The organism is Lacrimispora algidixylanolytica (genome assembly GCF_003609635.1).
Taxonomy (GTDB): Bacteria; Bacillota; Clostridia; order Lachnospirales; family Lachnospiraceae; genus Lacrimispora; species Lacrimispora algidixylanolytica.
The window spans coordinates 101,899-119,081 of sequence record NZ_MCIA01000032.1; the positions used below are offsets into that span (position 1 = coordinate 101,899).

Here is a 17,183-nt window from a genome sequence, read left to right on the forward strand (position 1 = left end):
TAATTTAATAATGGAAGTTGGTACTCTTACGATGAATGTGAATGAAACGGCAGAAGAATACATAAACCAGATTCCAATGTGGGCAAGAAAAAAGAATTCCCTTGAAGATATCCGTAGATTCTTGTACGAAATGGGAGAACCTGATGAAAGTATGAAGATCTTTCATGTAGCCGGAACCAATGGCAAAGGGTCCGTTTGTGCATTTCTCCAGTCTGCCTTAATAAACGCCGGGTACCGAGCTGGCACGTTTACCTCACCCCATCTAATTGATATTAAGGAACGTTTTTGTATCAATGGAGAGATGGTTTCAGAAGATACCTTTTCCCAAAGCTGTGAGCGAGTGAAAAAGCTTTCTAAGCGCATGATGGAAAAGGGATTTTGCCATCCCTCATATTTTGAGTTTCTCTTTTATATGGCGATGGACATGTTTGATCAGGCAGAAGTAGATTATGTTATTTTGGAAACCGGACTAGGGGGGAGACTTGATACCACCAACGTTATAAGGCACCCTCTTGTTTCAATAATTACCTCCATTAGTTTGGATCATACGGAATATCTTGGAGATACCATAGAGAAAATAGCGCGGGAAAAAGCCGGAATCATAAAAGAAGGTGTTCCAGTCGTTTTTGATGGAAATGATATTAGTGCCTCTGCTGTTATAAAAAGTAGGGCTAAGGAGCTTTTGGTCTCTTTTGATCAGGTGGACAAGCAAGATTATAAAATAATTGATACCAATGATATAGGATTTCGTGTTCGATTTTTGGACACAAATGGGAAAAATCATGAATTAATGATTCCATCTCATGGAGAATATCAGGTAATGAACGCCCTTTTATCCTTCCGAGCATTGGAAGCGGCTGGATTAGGTGCCATAACGAGTATAAAGGAAGGGTTTTCTAATATGCAGTGGCCTGCTAGGATGGAAGAGGTTATGCCAGGTGTGTTTTTAGACGGGGCTCATAATCCGGCAGGAATTGAAGCGTTTTTAGAAGCGGCATTAATGCTTTGTCAGACAAGGCAAAAGAAGGCAGATATCATGTTTTCGGCAGTATCTGATAAAGACTACGGTTTGATGATAAAAAAGGTTGCAAATACACTCCCCCTCAATCATGTGGCAGTAGCGCATATTGATTCGGAAAGGGGTCTTAAGACAGAAATACTTCTTAAGGAATTTCAGGAAGTCTGTGGAAGTCAGGTAAAGGGATTTTCTTCTATTGAAGAGGCTTTATCATTCCTGCTTCAGGAAAGGGCTGAAGACCGTCTGATTTTCTGTGTAGGTTCTCTCTATTTGATGGGTGAGATAAAAACGGTTTTAAGGAGGAACAAATATGATGGATTTTGAAGCGGAAATAAATGAATACAGGCCAAGCCTTGAAGTAGATGCGGTGGAAGATGCCATTGTTAAAAGTGATCTTACAGACATGAATGATATCATGATGGGTCTTATAAAAGAAGTCAGCAAGGAATAGGCGGTTAGAATATGGATTATGGAAGAAAAACCCGTGTGATTGCAAACAGCTATTACAACATGGGGCTGGAACGAGCCAGGCTGCGGGATTTGTCCGGAGCGGCAGAATGCCTGAAAAAAAGTCTGCATTTTAATAAGTATATGACAGATGCCAGAAACCTTTTGGGACTGATTTATTATGAGGTCGGTGAGGTGGGAGATGCCCTTGTCCAGTGGGTAATCAGCATGAACTTGCAGCCGGAAGACAATCGGGCCGATTATTATCTGGGAGAAATACAACGAAAAAAGGGTACTATGGATAATGAGCGCCGTGCCGTTCGTAGATTTAATCAGGCGTTGGTATATGCTCAAAATGGCAGCGAAGATCTGGCTATTATGCAGCTTAACAAAGTTGTGGAAGGAAAACCAGGTTACGTTAAGGCACAGCTTTTGTTTGCACTCCTTTGTATTGCAAGAGAGGATTACCAAAAAGCCTCAAAAGCCGTAAGCAAAGTGTTACAGATCGACTGCAACAATTCCAAAGCCTTATATTATAAATCATTATTAAAAGCCTCAGGAGTTAATGCAAAGCCGGAGCCGGAAAAGCGAAAGCTTAAAAATGTGGTATCCCATAGGCAGATGGAAGATGATGATGTAATTATCCCCCCTAGCTACCGGGAGAATACGAAGGATCAGGCAGTCTTAAATATTTTGGCAGGTTTAGTTTTAGGAGCTGCGGTTGTCCTTTTTCTGGTCATGCCAGCTCAAACAAAAAGCATAAATGAGAATCATAATAAAGAAATCTCAAAATACAGTGAACAGCTCAGTCAAGCCAACAAAAAATCCACCAGCCTTAATGACCAGCTTGAAACCTTAAAAACAGAGAAAAAAGCAACAGAGGATTCTCTTGCTTCCCTGACGAATAATGCAGATAGCATTTTAGCTCAGTATCAGACTGTGATTGGAATTTTAAATGCATATAAAAAGAACGATTTCCCTACCGTCGTTAAACTATATGCTGGCCTGGATTCTACACTCATCACCTCGGAAGGGGTACAGGCTGTCATTGGGGAGATTAGAAAGGATATGTCAGAGAATGGCATAACCGTATTGGAAGGCCTTGGAGATAAATCTATGGCGGCTGGTGACAGTCCTACCGCACTTGTTTACTACTCTAAGTGTTTTGAATTAAAGCCCGCAAGTTGGCAGGCGAAATATAAGGCTGCCATGATTTATAAAGCAATGGGAGAAAAAGACCAGGCCAATGGACTGTTCTCAGATGTCATCAATAACAGCAAAGACGTAGAATTAGCAACAAAGGCAAAAACCGAACGTGGTTTTTAAGATGCAGTATTAAAGAAAGACACTACAGAAGAAAACTCTTTTTTTGTAGTGTCTTTTTTTTCTATTACGGGCAGAAAATAAGGAATGGAGGAGATTGCATATGAATCAACCACACTTTACATATGAGGCAGAAGGTAATACCCTAATCGTACATTTGCCGGAGGAGCTGGACCATCATAACTGCTCAGGGCTGAAATACGAAACCGATATCATTTTATCTGAAAATTATATCAGACGAATTTTGTTTGATTTTTCAAAAACCAGATTTATGGATTCATCGGGGTTAGGAATTTTATTGAATCGTTATAAACAAATGGCTTTAAGCGGGGGAACAGTTGCAATCTATGGTGCTGGAGCCCAAGCTCTCCGCATTCTTAAAATGGGAGGCATTTTAAAATTAATGAAACTATATGACTCAAAAGAAGCTGCAGTCACAGGTTGAGGAGGAACATATGTCTGAACAGAATAAACCAGAAATTCTAAAAATGGAAGTAGAGGCATTATCAAAGAATGAGGAGTTTGCCAGGGTCGCAGTAGCTGTCTTTCTGGCAAGGTTAAATCCGACTCTGGAAGAGGTGGATGATGTAAAAACAGCCGTGTCGGAGGCGGTTACCAATGCAGTCATTCATGGATATCAGGGAAAGGGTGGAATGATTTACCTGGAAGTGGAAGTCATGGATCAAGAATTTACGATCACCATCCGGGATATAGGAATTGGCATACCAGATATTAAGCAGGCAATGGAGCCATTGTATACCACAGACCCCGATGGAGAACGAACTGGAATGGGATTTTCCTTTATGGAAGCATTTATGGATCAGGTGGAGGTACAGTCGGTTCCTGGAGAAGGAACTGCCGTAACCATGAAAAAGAAAATCAGCGGGTGAGCCTTATGGATGAGACCATGAAATTAATAGAAATGGCTCACGAGGGAGATAAAGCGGCAAGGGATCAGCTTGTAACCGAAAATTTTGGTTTGATCTGGAGTATTGTGCGCAGATTTATGGGGCGCGGCTATGAGCCAGAGGATTTATTCCAGATTGGATGCATCGGTATTATGAAGGCAATCGACAAGTTTGATATGTCCTATGACGTTAAATTCTCTACGTATGCTGTTCCTATGATAACAGGAGAAATTAAACGTTTTTTAAGAGACGACGGAATTATTAAAGTCAGCCGGTCCATTAAAGAGATGGCTCTTAAGGTGAAACGGGTACGCGAGGAGCTTGTATTTCGTTTTGGACGAGAACCAACGGTAGAAGAGATTGCTGGCGAAATAGGGGCCAGTAGAGAAGAAGTGGCAGCTTCCATTGAAGCTGGAGCAGAAGTGGAGTCCTTATATCGTTCCGTCAATAAAAATGACGAAAACAGTATTTTGCTCATTGATAAGATCGAAGAGGAAAGTTCTGCCCAGGAAGAACTTATTAATCGTATGGTACTTCGAGACTTGCTTATACAGCTCTCTGATAAGGATAGAGAAATTATAATTCGAAGATACTATTACAATGAAACGCAAAGTCAAATTGCTACAAAACTTGGAATTTCACAAGTTCAGGTCTCCAGATTAGAAAAAAAGATTCTAAAGCAAATGAGAGAAAAATTATAGAATAAAAAAAATTGTACGGCTCATACTAACTTTGAAAAACCAGAGTAAAGGATGTGAGCACGTATGGAATCCGTAAAACATAAGCTTGTCATGGCTCTTCTTGTTTTGTGCCTGATTGCAATTGCGGTAGCTATCTGGTACATGATTGTTGTTATGCCGGATGGGCTTGAAAAGGAAGGGACTCTTGTGGAGGCATTTCCAGGATTGGAGATGATGATTTCATGAGCAAAACGGTTTACTTAAATATTAACCAAATCACTGAAGTCCATCATAAAGAAGTCCAGCTAAAAGATGTGGCAGATGTTTATTGTGATGATTCTGCCGTAACGAATAAATGCAAAGCGCTGCGCATCAAGACCATACACGAGGAGCGAAACAAAAGATATATTGAAAGTACGCTTGATGTCATCAAGAAACTTGTGGAAATGGACCCATCTATTTCTGTAAATAATGTTGGAGAAGTAAATTATATCATTGATTACCACAAAAAGAAGGCCCCTAACTGGGTCTGGCAATGGACTAAAACCATCTTTGTATGTATTGTTTGTTTCTGTGGTGCTTCATTTGCTATTATGACATTTAACAATGATGTCAGCGTTGGTGATGTTTTTAAGGAAATTTACAAGATTGTTATGAGAAAAGAATCCAGTGGATTTACAATCTTGGAATTAAGCTATTCTGTGGGCCTGGCTATTGGAATTATTGTATTTTTTAATCATTTCACAAAGTACAAGTTTACTACTGACCCAACACCGATTGAAGTTGAAATGCGGATTTACGAAGATAACGTCAGCGAAACCCTGATTCAGAACGATGGAAGAAAGGAGCAGGACATCGATGTTTCTTAAAGAAATATTTCTTTGCTTTATCGGGTTAAGCGCTGGCGGCATTGTAGCGGCCGGCGTTTTTGCTTTCCTGGTAATGATTGGAATTTTCCCTAGGCTTATAGGTTATACACGGACTAACAAACACATTCTGCTTTTTGAAACGTGCATCATCCTAGGAGGAATTATTGGAAATGTTCTGGATATCTATAAATTCCCTATCGGTTATGGAGGGAATCTAGTGATGGGCATTTACGGTATATCGGTAGGAATATTCATCGGATGCCTGGTTATGTCACTGGCAGAAACACTTAAGGCACTTCCAATATTTAGCCGAAGAATCAATCTAGGAGTTGGTTTGCAGTATATCATTTTATCCATAGGAGCAGGAAAGTTACTGGGTTCCCTTGTGTTTTTTGCAGAACGATTGGGAAAATAGACAGAAAAGATCATACAGAATAGAGGTAAATAATGGAAATAAATAAAAAAGCTTACGAGGCATATGTAAAAGAGGTAACACCAGTACACAAGAGATGGCCTAGCATTTTTCGAGCATTTCTTGTGGGAGGAATTATTTGTACGTTAGGTCAGCTCTGCACGAGCCTATTTATAAATGGCGGTTTTGAAAAAGAAGTAGCTTCTGCTTGGACCACCTTAATTTTAATTGCTTCCAGTGTAATTTTAACTGGTTTAAACATTTATCCTAAAATTGTAAAATTCGGAGGAGCTGGTGCATTGGTACCCATTACAGGTTTTGCCAATTCAGTGGTAGCTCCTGCCGTTGAATTTAAGTCAGAAGGACAGATATTTGGTATCGGCTGTAAGATATTTACCATAGCCGGTCCTGTTATTTTATATGGGATTTTAAGCTCCTGGATTCTTGGAGTCATCGCCTATGTATTGATGGCTTTTGGCATACTGTAGGAATGAACAAGCAGAGAAATGGAGAGAGAAGATGCAGCTAGGAAAAGCAAGTGTTAAATTTGAAGAACCTCCGGTCATTTTAAGCATGGCTTCCATTGTTGGTAAAAAAGAAGGGGAAGGTCCCCTTGGAAAAATGTTTGATATGGTTGAGCAAGATGATATGTTTGGTGCTGATACCTGGGAGAAGGCAGAAAGTACCTTACAAAAGCAAACCGCAGACCTTGCAATTGAAAAGGGAGATATCAGGAGAAAGGACATTCGTTATCTTTTTGCAGGTGATCTGCTGGGACAGCTCATTGCAACATCTTTTGGAACGGTTGATTTAGAGATTCCACTATTTGGATTATTTGGTGCGTGCTCCACCATGGGCGAGGCCTTAAATCTTGGTTCTATGGCAATAGCAGGAGGTTTCGCGGACAAAGTAATGGCAATGGCCTCCAGTCATTTTGCAACAGCGGAAAAGCAGTTTCGTTTTCCTTTGGGTTATGGAAACCAAAGACCATATTCGTCCTCATGGACAGTGACTGGCTGTGGCTCTGTTGTTCTTGGAAAACATAAAAAAGAAGGAATTGCAGCAATCACCGGAATTACTACCGGACGTATGGTTGATATGGGTATCAGGGATTCCATGAATATGGGAGCTGCTATGGCTCCATCTGCATTCCATACCATACAACAGAATTTTGATGATTTTCAGGTAGATGAGTCTTATTATGACAAAATAATAACCGGCGATTTGGGAAAAGTCGGCCGTACGATATTATTGGATTTTATGAAAAATAAAGGACATAATTTGGAATCTGTTCATACGGACTGCGGTCTGGAAATCTTTGACAGCGAAACGCAGGACACCCATGCAGGCGGAAGTGGCTGTGGCTGCTCTGCATCCGTTCTTTGTTCTTACATTCTGCCAAAGGTACAAAGTGGAGAGTGGAAGCGTGTTCTATTCGTACCCACAGGCGCTCTGCTTTCTACTGTCAGCTTCAATGAAGGAGAAACCATTCCCGGCATCGCCCATGGAGTTGTGATTGAGCATATCGGGAATTAATCATAAGAGAAAAGGAGAAAACTATGGATTATGTAAAAGCATTTGTTGTAGGAGGGCTGATCTGCGTAGTGATCCAAATCCTTATGGACAACACGAAGCTGATGCCTGGACGCATCATGGTGCTCCTTGTAGTCGTTGGAAGCATATTAGGTGCAGTTGGAGTATATCAGCCTTTTGCCGACTGGGCAGGAGCAGGAGCCACAGTTCCACTACTAGGCTTTGGAAACAGCCTTTGGAAGGGTGTATGGAAGAGCATTGGAGAAGATGGATTTATTGGAATCTTTAAAGGCGGATTTACTGCCAGTTCCGTGGGAATATCTGGTGCATTAATTTTTGGTTATCTTGGTTCCGTTATTTTTAAACCTAGAATGAAAAGCTAATAGTAAAAGAACGCTGAAATATGACTTCAGCGTTCTTTTTTATGCTTATTAAAATCCCCACGGTCCAAACACTCCTCCAGGAGTCTGAGGTACGTTACCAGGGGCTGACTGTTGAGGTCCGTTTTCATACGATCCGGAACTTTCAGGTTCATTTCCCGGTGGTATGATGAATGAATTTGCCGAATGGATGGTACAGTATCCTGGCATCGCATATTTGGAATCATCTGTGCCGGTTTCATCTCCAGTAGGAAGCGCTATAAATACGGCCGTTGTCCGTACTGGGCAATAAGGACTTGGAAGCTTGTGAGATACTGCACAAACCGTAGCTCTAACATGGTTGTTACATACTTCCGTAGGGACAGAACCCTTTGCAAAATATTCGGTATAAACTGCATTGCCTCTGGGATCATCGGTACAAACTCCCGTAACAGCAAGTTTTCCTGATTTTCTGCAGATTTGGGCGGTTTCTATACTGTCTGGCACTGGAAATCCGGGATCTGACATCCCCTCATGAACACGGGTCATGATCTTACGCCAAATGGCCTTGTGGAAAGAGGCGCCGCCGTTTTGCTTGTTAAGCTTCTGGTTATCATCGCATCCGCCCCAGATTCCAGCCGTGTAGTAGGGGGAATATCCTACAAACCAGATATCATTGTTTGCAGATGTGGTACCACTTTTTCCAGCGGCCGACATACCAGGTATTCCGGCTGCTGTACTGGTTGAGGAAGGGCCATTGCTAGAGAATTTCCGGCTGCTCTTCATGGAGTCCGCCATGGCGTCTGTTAAAAGAAATGCAGTGGAATCCTTTAAAACTCGATGAGTATCTGGTTTGTTCTCGATTAAGACTTTTCCATCATGATCTAAAATCTTTGTAAAGAATACAGGTTTTGTATATACGCCGCCGTTGGCTACCGTAGCAAAGGCGCCGGTAAGCTCCAGGTTTGACACACCCTTTGTAATACCACCTAGTGCGAGAGCAGGGTTAAAATCGGTATCGGTAAGAGAGTTAATACCAAAGTTCTTAGCATATTCTACGCCAAGCTGAGGTGTTACCGTCTCCATCAGACAGCGAACAGCAACGATGTTCATGGAATAAATAATTCCTTCCCTGATACTGGAATAGCCCTGATAGCCGGAACTATACCAGTTGGAAAATGTTTTGTTTCCTACTTTATAAAGCGAGTCATAGTAAACCGTTCCAAGTGTAGATCCGCTGGTGTCCAAAGCGGGTGCAAAGGCAGTGAGTATCTTAAAGGTAGAACCAGGTTGACGATAGGTGTTCGTAGCCCTGTTAAGAGTAAGGCTTGCCAGTTTTTGGCCCCTACCTCCACTAATTGCTTTTACTTCTCCGGTTTTTTGATCCATCAAAACGAAAGAGGCCTGAGGTTCCAATGTCTTATGGAGGCTTTCGCCAATTATGGTATCTCCTTCTTTGACTATTTCTGCTTTATATCCATTGATATCAGCATTTATTTCATCTTCACTGTTATAGAGACCATCAAATGTCTGATCCTTATATTCCCTGTGGTAACTGTTAATGTTTTTATCGGAATAATGCTTGGTAGTGCCATCCTTATGGGTTACAGAAAGCCGATATTCAATGGAATAGCGGGCGGCTGAATAATTCTCAGGATTGTTAATTTCCTCATCAACAATGGTTTGTATGCTTGGGTCCTGGGTGGTATATATGGACAATCCGCCACTGTATAACATGTTGTGTGCTTGAGTCTCCGTATACCCTAGCTGACTCTTCATGGCTATGATGACCTGTTCTACCAACTCGTCCGTAAAATAACTATAGGGGGTAGAAGTTTCCTTTGCGGCCATGTCCACATTTTGAATTCTGGAATAGACATCATCAGTCAGAGCTTTTTCTTCTTCTTCCTTGGAGATATATCCCTGATCATTCAAATATTGAAGAATTACTTTTCTCTTGGCAGCGTTATTCTTTTGCTCTGTGATTGGGTTAAATTTAGAGGGGTTCTGGGTTATGCCTGCTAAAACAGCGCATTCTGATAAAGTCAGGTCCTTTACATCCTTATTGAAATATCTTTTGGCGGCCACCTTTACTCCTAGGGTATTGTTGCCTAGATTGATGGTGTTTAGATAATTCGTAATAATCTGTTCCTTGGACATGACACCATCTAGCTTGACGGCCAAAAACCATTCCTGAAGTTTCCGCTCCAGCCGTTCTCCAAAGCTTTTCTCCATACCACCACCAAACACACTGTTTTTAATGAGCTGTTGAGTAATGGTACTCCCACCTCCAGCAGAGGAATCGCCGGTTAAAACGCCTTTTACTGCACGAAGAATGGACCGCATATCAATGCCGTTGTGTTCCCAATAACGGGAATCTTCATAAGAAACAAACGCATTTATTAAATTTTTTGGAAGTTCCTCATAAGTGGCTTCCTCTCTGTTAGAACCAGCTGTAACCAGGGTTTCCGTTACTTTGCCGGCGCTGTCATAGACTGTGGAAGCGTATTCATTTGGTACGATTGTGGAAATATCTACATTAGGAGTATTGTCTATGATCCCTTTTACCATGCCGATTCCGACGCTGGCGGCAACGATGCCCACGAATAAGCAAAGTACAAACAGACTTTTAATAAAAGCCAGAAAAACTTTAGTGGCGTATTTCCTTGTTTTTGAATTGGTAGATCGAATTTTTTTCTCTGTCGATTGTTTGCCGTAATTCATAGGAAACCTCCTTTACCGGTCCATTATACCAAAAATTATATAGCAATTCAACACTTACCATTTTCGGAAGAAAAAGGGAGAAATATACATGGAGACTTGATTGAAGACTTTATTTTGTATATAATGAGAGAAATTTCCGATGATTGGATATAATATAGAAATGAGGATGCTTATGAGACAGGCTTATCGGGTTTTATATGAAGGAGCAGTTGGGGAGATCACAGAGAAAAAATCCCGTTTTATTGCAACGTTCCGGCCGGTGAAATCAGAAGTTGAGGCAATGGCCTTTATAGATGAACTTAGAAAAAAATATTGGGATGCCAGCCATAACTGCTACGCCTGGGTAATAGGAAAAAACGGAGAAGAAAAACGCTCAAGCGATGATGGAGAACCAAGCCAAACGGCAGGAAAACCCATGCTTGAAGTGCTAGAAAGAGAAAAAATCGTCAATATCTGTGTGGTGGTGACCCGATATTTTGGTGGAACTTTATTAGGGACAGGCGGACTTGTGAGAGCTTATTCTAGTGCCGTAAAGGAGGGGCTTGAGTCCTGTACTATACTTACGGTTGAACCAGCAAAGAAAATTTCAATAACCACGGATTACAACGGAATTGGTAAGATTCATTATATTCTTTTGCAGCAGGAGATGAAAATACTGGAAAGCGAATATACAGACAAAGTGGGTTTGATTGTACTTGTGCCAGATGAGAAAATTGTCAGTTTAGAGGCCGAAATAACTGAGGTTACAAGCGGAAAAGCTGCTATCTTAGAGCTTGAGGATGTTTATTATAGCATGCTGGAAAAAGAAGCGATATTATTCAATATTTAGTGAAGTATTTGAAAAAAAACAAGAAAAAAATCTTGCAATATGAAAAACATGATGCTATACTTGCTAATTGTGATAATGTTAATAGAACTAAGGGCAAAAATGTCCTTAGTTTTTTATGATATAGGATGGCTGATCCTGTATTATAAAAGGTTCTCTGGCTTTGTGTTTTTTGGCAGCTGGGGGCAATCTTTGTTGAACGAAGAGAAAGAAGAGTACATTTTATGATGATGAAAAGAGAAGACGTAAGAAATGTGGCAATTATTGCCCACGTCGACCACGGTAAAACTACACTGGTGGATTCCCTGTTAAAGCAAAGCGGTGTTTTCCGTGAAAATCAGGAAGTTATGGAGCGCGTTATGGACTCCAATGATATTGAACGAGAGCGTGGTATCACGATCCTGTCCAAAAATACAGCAGTTCATTACAAAGGCACTAAAATTAATATCATTGATACACCTGGACATGCCGATTTTGGTGGTGAAGTAGAGCGTGTATTAAAATTGGTTAACGGCGTTGTTCTCGTAGTAGATGCTTATGAAGGTGTAATGCCTCAGACTAAATTTGTTCTTAGAAAAGCACTGGAACTAGGCCTTTCCGTAGTTACCTGTATTAATAAGATAGACCGTCCTGAAGCAAGACCTGAGGAAGTAGAGGAAGAAGTATTAGAGCTTCTTATGGATCTTGATGCTAGCGAAGAGCAGCTTGACTGTCCTTTTGTTTATGCTTCTGCAAAGACAGGATTTGCTAAGATGTCCCTAGATGACCCATCTGAGGATATGTCTCCTTTATTCCAGACTGTAATTAATCACATTCCAGCTCCTGAAGGTGATCCAGAAGCTTCTACTCAGCTTTTAATAAGCACCATTGACTTCAATGAGTATGTAGGACGTATTGGTGTAGGTAAAGTGGATAACGGTAAAATTCGTGTAAATCAGGAATGCGTCATCGTAAACCACCACGAACCCGACAAATTCCGCAAGGTAAAAGTTGGAAAGCTTTATGAGTATGAAGGTCTTAATAAGGTAGAGGTTCAGGAGGCATCAATCGGTGCGATTATAGCTATATCTGGTATTGCTGATATCCATATCGGTGACACCCTTTGCTCTACAGAGAATCCTGAGGCCATTCCTTTCCAGAAGATCTCCGAGCCGACGATTGCCATGAACTTTATTATCAATGACAGCCCTCTAGCTGGCCAGGAAGGAAAGTTTGTTACTTCCCGTCATATCAGAGAGCGTTTATTTAGAGAATTAAATACAGACGTCAGCCTTCGTGTAGAAGAAACCGATTCCCCAGACTGCTTTAAAGTATCTGGAAGAGGAGAGCTTCATTTATCCGTTTTAATTGAAAACATGAGAAGAGAAGGTTTTGAATTTGCAGTTAGTAAGGCAGAGGTTCTCTATCATTTTGATGAAAGAAACCAGAAGCTTGAGCCAATGGAAATTGCTTATATCGATGTACCAGAAGAATTTACGGGAGCTGTTATTCAAAAGCTTACTAGCCGTAAAGGTGAACTTCAGGGCATGAGTCCTTCAAATGGTGGTTACACAAGACTGGAGATTTCTATTCCTTCCAGAGGTCTTATCGGTTACCGTGGTGAATTCATGACAGATACTAAGGGAAATGGTATTATGAATACTGCTTTTGACGGTTATGCACCATTTAAGGGAGAGATCTCTTATAGAAAGACTGGTTCCTTAATCGCTTATGAGTCAGGAGAATCCATTACCTACGGTCTTTATAACGCTCAGGAAAGAGGTACTCTTTTCATTGGAGCAGGAGTAAAGGTTTACTCTGGTATGGTCATCGGACAAAATCCAAAGGCAGAAGACATGGAAATCAATGTCTGCAAATCAAAGAAACTTACGAATACTCGTTCTTCTGGTGCAGATGATGCTCTTAAGCTGACAACTCCAAAAGAAATGAGTCTGGAGCAGAGTCTTGATTTCATCGATACAGATGAACTTTTAGAAATCACTCCTTTAAGTCTTCGAATTCGAAAGAAGGTTCTTGATCCAACTGTTAGAAAAAGAAATACTTCAAATAAAAAAGCTTTAGGTTAATCTGTAATATAATGGAGAATGCTGCCATTCATCGCCAAGAAATTGGCAATGGACCAGCATTCTCCTTTTTTTTTGTGCATTATGCCTGGTCCTGTCGATATTTTTGGATTGTTTTTTATCATTTTTGTGTAATCTATCACATAAATTTAATATTAGCTGCAAAGCGTATAAGTAAATTAAGTGAAAGAAGAGGAGAAATACAATGTCAGAAAAAATGATTGAGAACAACAAAGTAAGCGTTATCGGGGAGATTGTCTCCGGCTTCACCTTCAGCCACGAGGTATTTGGAGAAGGATTCTATATGGTGGATCTAGCAGTAAACCGTTTAAGTGACCAAGCTGATGTCATTCCTCTCATGATTTCAGAACGTTTGATTGACGTCAATGGAGATTATTCTGGCTGTACCATCGAGTCCGTTGGTCAATTCCGTTCTTACAATCGTCATGAAGGAACGAAAAACCGCCTGGTGCTTTCTGTTTTTGTAAGAGAAATTCACTTTATGGAAGAATTTACCGATTATACGAAGACCAATCAGATTATACTAGATGGATACATATGTAAAGCTCCAATCTACAGAAAGACTCCTCTTGGAAGGGAGATCGCTGATTTGCTCCTGGCAGTAAACCGGCCTTATGGAAAATCCGATTACATACCCTGTATCGCTTGGGGAAGAAATGCAAGATTTGCTTCCAGTTTTAATGTGGGCACCAGAGTTCGAGTATGGGGAAGAGTCCAAAGCAGGGAGTACACTAAAAAATTAACAGAGACAGAATGTGAAAAGCGCATTGCATATGAAGTCTCCGTCAGCAAGCTGGAATGTACAGAGTAAAAACTGTAATTCATATATTAAGAAAATGGTAAGAAAACTTGCAAAAGTTTTAAATTTATGATACTATAAGCAGGTTCTAACGTAATATGTATGTTATTGCATTTTAGCTGTTATGAGGTGCGAAAGGATGAATAGAGGTACGATACAAGTAATATGCGGCGAAGGGAAAGGAAAGACCACTGCTGCATTTGGTATGGGAATCGAAGCTCTGATGAAGAACAGGAATGTTATCATCATACAGTTTTTAAAAGGCTGTACCGGTCGAGGTTCACTTGATATTATCAAGCGCCTGGAACCGGAGTTGAAGATATTCCGATTTGAAAAATGTGACGGTCTTTTTGAAAATCTGTCAAAAGAAGAGCAAGAAGAGGAGCAGATGAATATCCGCAATGGTCTGAATTTTGCTAGGAAAGTCGTTTCCACAGGGGAATGCGATTTGCTTATTCTTGATGAGATTCTAGGAATACTAGATCAAAACATAATAGAGGCGCAGGAGCTGATCCGGCTTTTGCAGTCAAAGGTTGACGATATGGAAGTTGTTTTGACAGGCAAGGTATTCTCTAAAGAAATAGAACCTTATGTTGACAGCATTTTAGAAATCAATCACGTTAAAGTTGACAACACAAAACAATAATGATAGTATGGTAACATACATAATAGAGTAGAGGTTGCGTCGCTTATTAGTACTCTGTCCGATGTATCAGGTACAGATGAGGGCAGAGGGAAGGAAGAGACGCCGAAGATAGGTACGTTCTGAGCGTATCCATCTGGGCATATGGTTAAGAGCCATATGACTGTCATCCAAGTTGGATGGGGAGCTACTTAAAGAGAGATGATATTACCAAATTCTGCACTTTAAGAGCTGACCCTGCTGTCAGCTCTGTTTTTTCGTTCACAGCTAGCAAATGCGTCAAGGAATCCAAATCTGACGATTTTCCTAGGCTGCCTACAGGAAAACAAAAAGAAGGCTTCTGCCGGATGAAGGTTTACTATGTATGATGAAAATGGATCAGGAGGATGAGATCATGGCAATTTTTGAGGGTGCCGGTGTTGCGCTGGTAACACCATTTAAGGAAAACGGAGAAGTAAACTACGAGAAGCTGGAAGAACTGGTTGAGGAACAAATTGCGGGAGGAACGGATTCCATCATAGCCTGCGGTACAACTGGGGAAGCTTCCACGATGACACATGAAGAGCATGTGTCCGTTATTAAATACGTATGCGAAGTCACTGACAAGAGAATCCCTGTGATTGCAGGAACTGGTTCTAATTGTACGGATACTGCCATTTATTTGTCCCGGGAGGCAGAAAAATGTGGAGCAGACGGACTTCTTTTGGTGTCTCCTTACTACAACAAAGCGACTCAAAAAGGCTTAAAGATACATTTTAAAGCAGTTGCAGATAATGTGAAAATCCCAATTCTTTTATATAACGTGCCTTCTAGAACTGGAGTGGATATTAAGGCGGAAACCATAGCCGATCTATGTAAGAACGTATCAAATATTCTGGGAGTAAAGGAAGCAAGTGGCAATTTCTGTGCAATAGCAGACTTAATGTACCTTACCGATGGGAATGTAGATGTGTATTCTGGCAATGACAATCAAATTGTACCTATTTTATCCCTGGGTGGAAAAGGTGTAATTTCCGTTCTGTCCAATGTGGCACCTTCCCAAACACACCAGATCTGCCAGGCTTATTTTGACGGAGATGTAAAACTCAGTGCTAAATTACAGATTGATGCAATCCCTCTTATTAATGCTCTCTTTTGTGAAGTAAATCCAATTCCAGTAAAGGCAGCTCTAAATCTCATGGGTAAGAACGCAGGACCATTACGTTTGCCACTTACTGAGATGGAAGAGAACAATCAGGTGTGTCTGAAAAAGGCAATGATGGAGTATGGAATTTTATAAAAGGTAAAAGATATACTTAGGAGGATAACATGATTAAGATTATAATGCACGGCTGCAACGGAGCAATGGGACAAGTGATCACCGGACTTGTGGCAGAAGAAAAGAACATTACGATCGTAGCAGGAATTGATCCCAGTGAAAGGAAGAATGATTCTTTTCCAGTGTTTCCTTCCCTTGAAGAGTGTGATATTCTGGCCGATGTGATTGTTGATTTCGCTTCTGTCAAGGCAGTGGATGGACTTCTTGACTACAGTAGGGAAAAGAAAATACCTGTGGTAGTATGCACTACCGGTCTGTCAGAAGAGCAAATCAAAAAGATAGAAGAAGTTTCTAATCATGTTGCCGTACTAAGGTCAGCCAACATGTCTTTGGGCGTAAATCTTCTTATGAAGCTGGTGAAGGAAGCTGCAGAGGTTCTTGCAATTGCTGGATTTGATATTGAGATTTTAGAAAAGCATCATAATAAAAAAGTAGATGCCCCAAGTGGAACGGCGCTGGCACTGGCAGATTCAATTAACGAAGCCATGGATCAGGAATATCATTATGTTTATGACAGAAGCCAGTTAAGAAAGGCTAGAGATAAAAAAGAAATCGGAATTCAGGCTGTTCGTGGAGGAACCATTGTTGGAGAGCATGATGTGATTTTTGCAGGAAAAGACGAAGTAGTTACTTTTAATCATACAGCTTATTCCAAAACGATTTTTGCCCAAGGTGCAGTATCAGCAGCAAAATATTTGGCTGGAAAAGGCCCTGGTTTATATACAATGAAAGATGTGATTGAATCATAATTATTCCAAAATTTCCCACCATAATTCATTTAACCTTTACACATACTAATTGTAGAAAATGAAAGGAGAATGTATTATGAAAAGAATAAAACCATATGTAATTGCCCTTCTGGTAATCATTACCGTTATGTCTCTTTCTGCTTGCGGAACACCGAATAAGAATGGAGGTACTTCTGCAGCTACGACTGGAGCAACAACACAGACGACAGCAGCAGCTACAAAAAAGGATGCTGCTACAACAACCGCTGCAGGAGGTGCTGGAGCAGGAACTGAAAGCACTGGAGTTGTCAACGGTGTAGTAAATGATGTAGAAAAAGGTGTTGACAAGATTACAGGCGAAAGCAATGGCCAGCCAACAACTGAAAGTACAACAGCAAAATAATCTAGATTCTTACAAAAAAAGCTTCAGGCAGAGATTTTATGCTTGAAGCTTTTTTTGTTATAGGTTATAATAAGGTGCAACATATCTTGCCATAGTTTATGGCTGCTCT

20 protein-coding genes and 1 riboswitch are annotated in these 17,183 nt (G+C 40.8%); of the genes, 19 read left to right on the forward strand and 1 reads right to left on the reverse strand.

The window, feature by feature from the left end:
• The first annotated feature begins 10 nt into the window (after window positions 1-10).
• From BET01_RS17490 to spoVAE, 12 genes are all read left to right on the forward strand, one after another.
• Complete coding sequence (locus BET01_RS17490; RefSeq protein WP_243117264.1) at window positions 11-1,342, forward strand: bifunctional folylpolyglutamate synthase/dihydrofolate synthase; 1,332 nt, start codon at window positions 11-13, stop codon at window positions 1,340-1,342.
• Window positions 1,329-1,469 (forward strand): hypothetical protein, encoded by a 141-nt coding sequence (locus tag BET01_RS21755; RefSeq protein ID WP_166428742.1) that lies wholly within the window; start codon window positions 1,329-1,331, stop codon window positions 1,467-1,469. Before BET01_RS17490 ends, BET01_RS21755 begins: the two co-directional genes overlap by 14 nt.
• A gap of 11 nt (window positions 1,470-1,480) precedes the next feature.
• Window positions 1,481-2,791: a tetratricopeptide repeat protein gene (locus tag BET01_RS17495; protein WP_120198164.1), complete on the forward strand. Its 1,311-nt coding sequence runs from the start codon at window positions 1,481-1,483 to the stop codon at window positions 2,789-2,791.
• Window positions 2,792-2,891: 100 nt separating this feature from the next.
• Window positions 2,892-3,233, forward strand: coding sequence for an STAS domain-containing protein (locus BET01_RS17500; protein WP_120198165.1), 342 nt, complete (start codon window positions 2,892-2,894; stop codon window positions 3,231-3,233).
• Window positions 3,234-3,243: 10 nt separating this feature from the next.
• A complete protein-coding gene (spoIIAB, locus tag BET01_RS17505; RefSeq protein WP_120198166.1) occupies window positions 3,244-3,678 on the forward strand; it encodes an anti-sigma F factor in 435 nt (144 codons plus the stop codon).
• 5 nt (window positions 3,679-3,683) lie between these two features.
• A complete protein-coding gene (gene sigF / locus BET01_RS17510; RefSeq protein WP_243117265.1) occupies window positions 3,684-4,397 on the forward strand; it encodes an RNA polymerase sporulation sigma factor SigF in 714 nt (237 codons plus the stop codon).
• A gap of 63 nt (window positions 4,398-4,460) precedes the next feature.
• Window positions 4,461-4,622 carry a hypothetical protein gene (locus BET01_RS21760; RefSeq protein ID WP_166428743.1) on the forward strand — a complete coding sequence of 54 codons (162 nt, stop codon included), beginning with the start codon at window positions 4,461-4,463 and terminating at the stop codon, window positions 4,620-4,622.
• A complete protein-coding gene (locus BET01_RS17515) occupies window positions 4,619-5,245 on the forward strand; it encodes a stage V sporulation protein AA (RefSeq protein WP_120198168.1) in 627 nt (208 codons plus the stop codon). The genes BET01_RS21760 and BET01_RS17515 overlap by 4 nt, the downstream gene beginning before the upstream one ends.
• Window positions 5,235-5,660, forward strand: a complete 426-nt coding sequence (locus BET01_RS17520; RefSeq protein ID WP_120198169.1) for a stage V sporulation protein AB — start codon at window positions 5,235-5,237, stop codon at window positions 5,658-5,660. The genes BET01_RS17515 and BET01_RS17520 overlap by 11 nt, the downstream gene beginning before the upstream one ends.
• Before the next feature lie 32 nt (window positions 5,661-5,692).
• Window positions 5,693-6,145: a SpoVA/SpoVAEb family sporulation membrane protein gene (locus tag BET01_RS17525; protein ID WP_120198170.1), complete on the forward strand. Its 453-nt coding sequence runs from the start codon at window positions 5,693-5,695 to the stop codon at window positions 6,143-6,145.
• 31 nt (window positions 6,146-6,176) lie between these two features.
• Window positions 6,177-7,193: a stage V sporulation protein AD gene (gene spoVAD, locus BET01_RS17530; protein WP_120198171.1), complete on the forward strand. Its 1,017-nt coding sequence runs from the start codon at window positions 6,177-6,179 to the stop codon at window positions 7,191-7,193.
• Between the two features lie 23 nt (window positions 7,194-7,216).
• Entirely contained in the window at window positions 7,217-7,573 is a 357-nt protein-coding gene (gene spoVAE / locus BET01_RS17535) for a stage V sporulation protein AE (RefSeq protein ID WP_120198172.1), read from the forward strand.
• 48 nt (window positions 7,574-7,621) lie between these two features.
• On the opposite strand, the gene BET01_RS17540 is transcribed toward spoVAE, so the two are convergent.
• Window positions 7,622-10,273, reverse strand: a complete 2,652-nt coding sequence (locus BET01_RS17540) for a transglycosylase domain-containing protein (RefSeq protein ID WP_120198173.1) — start codon at window positions 10,271-10,273, stop codon at window positions 7,622-7,624.
• Window positions 10,274-10,445: 172 nt separating this feature from the next.
• Here BET01_RS17540 and BET01_RS17545 point away from each other — a divergent pair, with 172 nt between their 5' ends.
• From BET01_RS17545 to BET01_RS17585, 7 genes are all read left to right on the forward strand, one after another.
• Window positions 10,446-11,102 (forward strand): YigZ family protein, encoded by a 657-nt coding sequence (locus BET01_RS17545; protein ID WP_120198174.1) that lies wholly within the window; start codon window positions 10,446-10,448, stop codon window positions 11,100-11,102.
• Between the two features lie 221 nt (window positions 11,103-11,323).
• Window positions 11,324-13,165 carry a translational GTPase TypA gene (gene typA, locus BET01_RS17555; protein WP_120198176.1) on the forward strand — a complete coding sequence of 614 codons (1,842 nt, stop codon included), beginning with the start codon at window positions 11,324-11,326 and terminating at the stop codon, window positions 13,163-13,165.
• Between the two features lie 202 nt (window positions 13,166-13,367).
• Window positions 13,368-13,994: a single-stranded DNA-binding protein gene (locus tag BET01_RS17565; RefSeq protein ID WP_120198178.1), complete on the forward strand. Its 627-nt coding sequence runs from the start codon at window positions 13,368-13,370 to the stop codon at window positions 13,992-13,994.
• 127 nt (window positions 13,995-14,121) lie between these two features.
• Entirely contained in the window at window positions 14,122-14,628 is a 507-nt protein-coding gene (locus BET01_RS17570) for a cob(I)yrinic acid a,c-diamide adenosyltransferase (protein WP_120198179.1), read from the forward strand.
• A gap of 20 nt (window positions 14,629-14,648) precedes the next feature.
• Window positions 14,649-14,823, forward strand: a riboswitch (Lysine riboswitch).
• A gap of 196 nt (window positions 14,824-15,019) precedes the next feature.
• Window positions 15,020-15,904: a 4-hydroxy-tetrahydrodipicolinate synthase gene (gene dapA, locus BET01_RS17575; RefSeq protein ID WP_120198298.1), complete on the forward strand. Its 885-nt coding sequence runs from the start codon at window positions 15,020-15,022 to the stop codon at window positions 15,902-15,904.
• A 29-nt stretch (window positions 15,905-15,933) separates the two neighbouring features.
• The gene (dapB, locus tag BET01_RS17580; RefSeq protein ID WP_120198180.1) at window positions 15,934-16,692 is read left to right on the forward strand and encodes a 4-hydroxy-tetrahydrodipicolinate reductase; all 759 of its coding nucleotides are present in this window, start codon (window positions 15,934-15,936) and stop codon (window positions 16,690-16,692) included.
• A gap of 76 nt (window positions 16,693-16,768) precedes the next feature.
• Complete coding sequence (locus BET01_RS17585) at window positions 16,769-17,074, forward strand: hypothetical protein (protein WP_120198181.1); 306 nt, start codon at window positions 16,769-16,771, stop codon at window positions 17,072-17,074.
• Window positions 17,075-17,183 lie beyond the last annotated feature (109 nt).